Source organism: Pseudomonadota bacterium (assembly GCA_026388215.1).
Classification (GTDB): Bacteria; Desulfobacterota; Syntrophorhabdia; order Syntrophorhabdales; family Syntrophorhabdaceae; genus JAPLKF01.
Genome location: JAPLKF010000109.1, coordinates 1 through 4,800 on the forward strand (window position 1 = coordinate 1; position 4,800 = coordinate 4,800).

A 4,800-nucleotide genomic window follows, 5' to 3' on the forward strand; every position below is an offset into this window, starting at 1 on the left:
ATGCTTGTTTTAATATTGCTTAAAAATATGGGGAGATCTTTAGTGGGGAAAAGAGGCGAGTAAAACCAAACAAAGCAGACCGCAGTATACCCCTCTTCCAGGACCAGAAAGCCTTATACAAAATGTTCGGTAAAAAACGAATTGAATCTTTTAAGGGTAGTCCTCAGCAATAATCCCTTTATTTTCCATAAAACAAGCATTTTTCAGAGCAATCTGACATGACAGGTTTATTGCACTTTGATGGTAACCCATGTTTCAGCCAGTATGTTTTTGCAAATCTTGCAAAAAAAAGTGGATTACCGATAACGTATCGTCTAAAAAGTTTAACTGGATGTCTGGTAAGACGTGCCAGCCACTCAAAACCATGGTCAGTAACCCACCTTGGTGCCCTCTTTTCTACACCACTATACCAACGAAATGTAGCTCCTACCGCGAAAAAAACCTTAGCATTCAACCGGTGAATGTTTTCATCAATCCAGAATTCCTGCACCGGTACACCCATCCCCACAAACAAAATGTCCGGCGATGTGTCATTGATTTTTGATACCATTAAATCATTCTCCGGACCTTTCTTGGAAAAAAAACCATGGTGTGTGCCCACAATTTGTAAATTCGGATGTTTATCAGACATTATCTGGGCTGCCTTTAGTGTCACGCCCTCTTCGTTACCAAGTAAATAAAAACTAACCTTTTCAGAACCAGCTATTTCTGCTAAGCCGTCAATCCAATCCGGCAGAGTATTTCGATGATATATCCTTTTACCAAGAAGACATGAAGCCAATAATGCTCCAAAACCATCACAAAATACTAAATCTGCATCTGTCAATAAAAAGCGAAAACGAGGGCAACAATAGGCAATATTTAAGATATGCAGGTTTACGTTACATACTTTTCTCTTTGTATCACCCTTTGCCATATCTACTATTGTCCGGATAAGGTCTTCAGGGGACAAATCGTTCAATTCTATACCAAATATATTTGTCTTTGACACCGAATGTTTACTCATATATTATCTACCTGTATTGCCTTTTCTCTAATATTTCTATGCATTTCAAATAGCCTCTCTTTGCAAACGGGTTACCCGGGTCTATCTTTAAAGCAGTGGCAAAGGATTCCTTTGCTTTTTCTATATCATTCATAAAACCATACACATCCCCCATGATAATATAAGAACCCACATTATCAGGAAAAAGTGAGAGTACACTTTTGATTTCTTTCAGTGCCCTTGTGTAATCCTTTGTTTGAATAAGGCAAAAAACAAGTCCATATTTTGCTGTTATCCATTCCGGTTTCAACTGATTCTCTTTCTTTAATAATTTCTCCTTCTCTGACAGTGAAATTGATTTTTCATACGACCCTATTGCTCCTGGATAATCTTTCAGTTCACGGTAGACATCGCCTTCAAGAAGATAGAATTTTCTGTGTTCATAGCTTAAAACCTTTGCCCTTTTCATTAAGTCCAGCGCCTCCGGGACTCTTTTTTCAGCCATCCTCAGCCTTGTCAGCGCTTCATAGACAGAGGGATTATTCTTATCCATCACAGGCACCTTATCGACAGCATACTCTCCATATTGAGAGGGTTTCGTGATGGTGCCCTTTCGTAAAGCAAGGGTCTCCATCTCTATCCTGTGAAGCAATACATAAGGATCGAACGGATTATGGATGTGTGCCTGTTCGAACAGTAAAGCGCTTCTCTTATATAACACCTCATCCCCTGTCTCACCAAACCTTCTCGCATATAAAGTACCTGCCATATCTTCATAGTAAAAGTCATTTTCCATGGCTTTAAGTCCTTCTATAATGTTTAACTCTGTTTCTTTCCATGCCGAACTTGCATAGAGCATTTTAGATTTCCAGAACAATCTATCTGTATAAACCCTGTTTATACTATCCACAAAAAGATAGATTAAAACGATAAGGCATAAAATTGAGAAGATGTAGCCTAATGTTCGTTTTAATCCGCTCACAGTAACCCTTTGATAATCCATCATGCAGAAGGAAACAGACAAACCGAGGATAATCCAGAAAAATGTGGTAAGTGAGATTTCAAGCCAGCCAGTAAGGTCTTGTATCAAAAATCCAGATATTGATGCTAAAAAACCTATCAATAGAAGTTTACGGTGCTGGTCCTTCTGATTCATATAGGTCTTTATCAGTAGAGCAATTATAGAGATAAGGAACGTTAAATAGAGGAGCAAAGCAGGAAGCCCATTCGTCAGGGCTGTCTGCAAATAACCATTATGGACCATTGTAGGCACTATATCTCTCGCTATCTCATTTTCTTCTGCTAATCTATATCTGGGATAAATAATCCTGAAATTTTCCATGCCAACCCCCACAAGGGGATTGTCTCTTACGATATTCATAGTGGCTTTATAATATATCAATCTGATCTTTATCTCATCGCTCGATTTTATACGGTCTACAACTCTGTCCCAGTCTGTATAGATGCTTAAAACAATAACAAGCACCATTATCAAAGATGAAAAAAATAAAATGTACCGCTTCTTTGGTAGTTTAATGTTTTTAAGATTAAATACGATTACCAGCGTGGATGATACCACAATTCCTATTAAAGGACCCCTGCTTAAGGTGGTGATGGCAGCGAGGAGAAACAGCAAAAATATTATCCCCCAGCTAAACCGCTCCATGGCCGTTTCTTCCTGAAAAAAGAATGTGATCACAAAGGGAAGAGCAAGACCAAGGAGTGCGGAGAGCATTACAGGATGTCCTATGGTTGAAGCAGATCTTCCCTGCAGCTGTACCCACGGTACCGGGTCATAGCCATAGAATTGAACCAGGGCATACAAGGACACAGGGATTAATGATGCTATGAATAACTTTAGAATTCTTTCGATTCTTTTAATGTCCATCGGCATTGAAACAATAATAAAAAAGATAAGCAACCATATTTCATGGGTCAAAAGACCATTGTATCTCCCATAAACACCGTGTATGGCAGTTGGTTTGTGCAGGGCAAAAAAGGTCGTAAAAATCCACCACAAACCAAGAATAACCCCGCTATAAAGAACCAGCTTCGGTACTGGTTTAATCTCACCCTTCTTTATGCGGTATACCCAGAATAAAACGAGACAAATAGTACATACCCTTAATGCCACAAGTTTTGGGAGCGTAAAATTAACCAGAAGGCCTGTGCTGAATAAAAGTGTCACAGAGAAGAAAAGAAGCCCAATAACAGCATCTTCGATAAGGTTCAGGTCTTTATAAAAAACGTAAGAATCACTGTTTTTACCCTTTTTGTTTTCCTTTTTGTTTTCCTTTTTGTTTTCCTTTTTGTTACTCTTTTTCATATATATGGTCTTTTAAGACAATTAGGGGTTTTGTTTTAATGAATATAGCATTTTAAGTTTTTTATGTCTATCCGTGGAAATCTGTCTGACCTTCTCTTGTAATGATTGTATTGACACTTCAGAACTTACTTTATAATGTATAAATAATGAACAAGAGAACCCTTTACTATTTTATCTCCGCTTTGCTTATTATAGGCCTTTGTGGGATTGTTGCCCAAACAATACTGCTTCGGGAAATGCTTATTCTCTTTTCCGGCAATGAATTTTCCATTGGGGTTATTATCGGTTCCTGGGTTGTTTGGGAGGCCATAGGTGCATTCATTGGAGGAAAATGGAACGGAAGGATAAAAGAAGATACTGGAATGTTTGTGCCCTTAATACTCCTATTCTCAATATCTTTTCCACTGAGTGTTTATCTAACCCGAATTTTTAAAATACTCACTGGAATTCCACCAGAAATGGGGGTAGGTATTATACCGATTCTCTATTCTTCCTTTTTCATCCTTCTACCCACCGGATTTCTTCATGGTTTCCTCTTTACATTCTCATGCTCTCTCCACAATCAAATAACAGGCGAAGGCTCATCCTCTATAGGCAAGGTCTATTTCTACGAAATGCTTGGAACAATTATTGGCGGAATACTGGTAAATTTTTTATTTATCCCCTATTTCAATTCTTTTCAAATAGCCATAGGGGTAGCCCTGTTAAGTTCAGTTTCATGCCTGTTTTTGATTCCTTCTTTTCATACCACCAAAGGACGACTGGCATTCATATCCACTTTCATAATTTTAGTATCCTCCTTCACCCTGCTTGCAGGGAAAGGGGTAGAAAGGATACACCTCCTTTCTATCAAAGAACAGTGGCAGGGCAAAAATGTAATCTCTTATGAAAATTCCTTTTATCAGAACATCGTTGTTGTTCAAAATGAAAACCAGTACACCTTTTTCTCTGACGGGATTCCTCTGATCGCCACACCGGTTCCGGATATCGCCTTCGTCGAGGAATTTGCTCACTTTCCCTTACTCTCCCATCAATCACCGGAAACAATTCTGGTGTTGAGTGGAGGGGCAGGTGGTCTGATCAATGAAATTCTCAAATATCCCACTGTAAAAAGGATAGATTATGTCGAAATCGACGCTTTGTTACTAAAAACAATTAAAAAGTTCTCTACACCCATCACACAGAAAGAATTGGATGACCCTCGTGTTAATCTCCATTATTTAGATGGGAGAATCTTTATAAAAGAAACCCCTGTGAAATATGATGTTGTACTTCTTGGTCTACCCCCCCCTCATACCCTTCAGACAAACAGATTTTTCACCCAGGAATTTTTCAATAGTGTAAAAAACATTTTAAGAGATAAAGGGATATTAGCCATCACCTTAACGGGTTCCCTTGCCTATTACAGCAAAGAGTTAAAAAACCTCAACGCCTGTATCTTTCAAACCCTCGGGAAGGTTTTTGCATACAGGTTTGTTATTCCGGGTGA

At 38.6% G+C, this 4,800-nt stretch carries 3 protein-coding genes; 1 reads left to right on the forward strand and 2 read right to left on the reverse strand.

All coding sequences use genetic code 11. The features are described from left to right. Positions 1-178 precede the first annotated feature (178 nt). Both NTU69_06280 and NTU69_06285 read right to left on the reverse strand, forming a co-directional pair. Positions 179-1,006 carry a WecB/TagA/CpsF family glycosyltransferase gene (locus NTU69_06280; GenBank protein MCX5803128.1) on the reverse strand — a complete coding sequence of 276 codons (828 nt, stop codon included), beginning with the start codon at positions 1,004-1,006 and terminating at the stop codon, positions 179-181. Positions 1,007-1,013: 7 nt separating this feature from the next. Continuing rightward, on the reverse strand, positions 1,014-3,311 hold the full coding sequence (locus NTU69_06285; protein MCX5803129.1) for an O-antigen ligase family protein: 2,298 nt from the start codon (positions 3,309-3,311) through the stop codon (positions 1,014-1,016). Between the two features lie 146 nt (positions 3,312-3,457). Between NTU69_06285 and NTU69_06290 the strand changes: the two genes are divergently transcribed. Continuing rightward, positions 3,458-4,800 (forward strand): spermine synthase (locus tag NTU69_06290; protein MCX5803130.1); only part of this gene is annotated, 1,343 nt, incomplete at its 3' end.

Excerpts from the sequence above, each read along its gene's own strand:
- NTU69_06285 (MCX5803129.1), bottom strand. The coding sequence starts at position 3,311 with ATGAAAAAGAGTAACAAAAAGGAAAACAAAAAGGAAAACAAAAAGGAA.
- NTU69_06280 (MCX5803128.1), bottom strand. The coding sequence starts at position 1,006 with ATGAGTAAACATTCGGTGTCAAAGACAAATATATTTGGTATAGAATTG.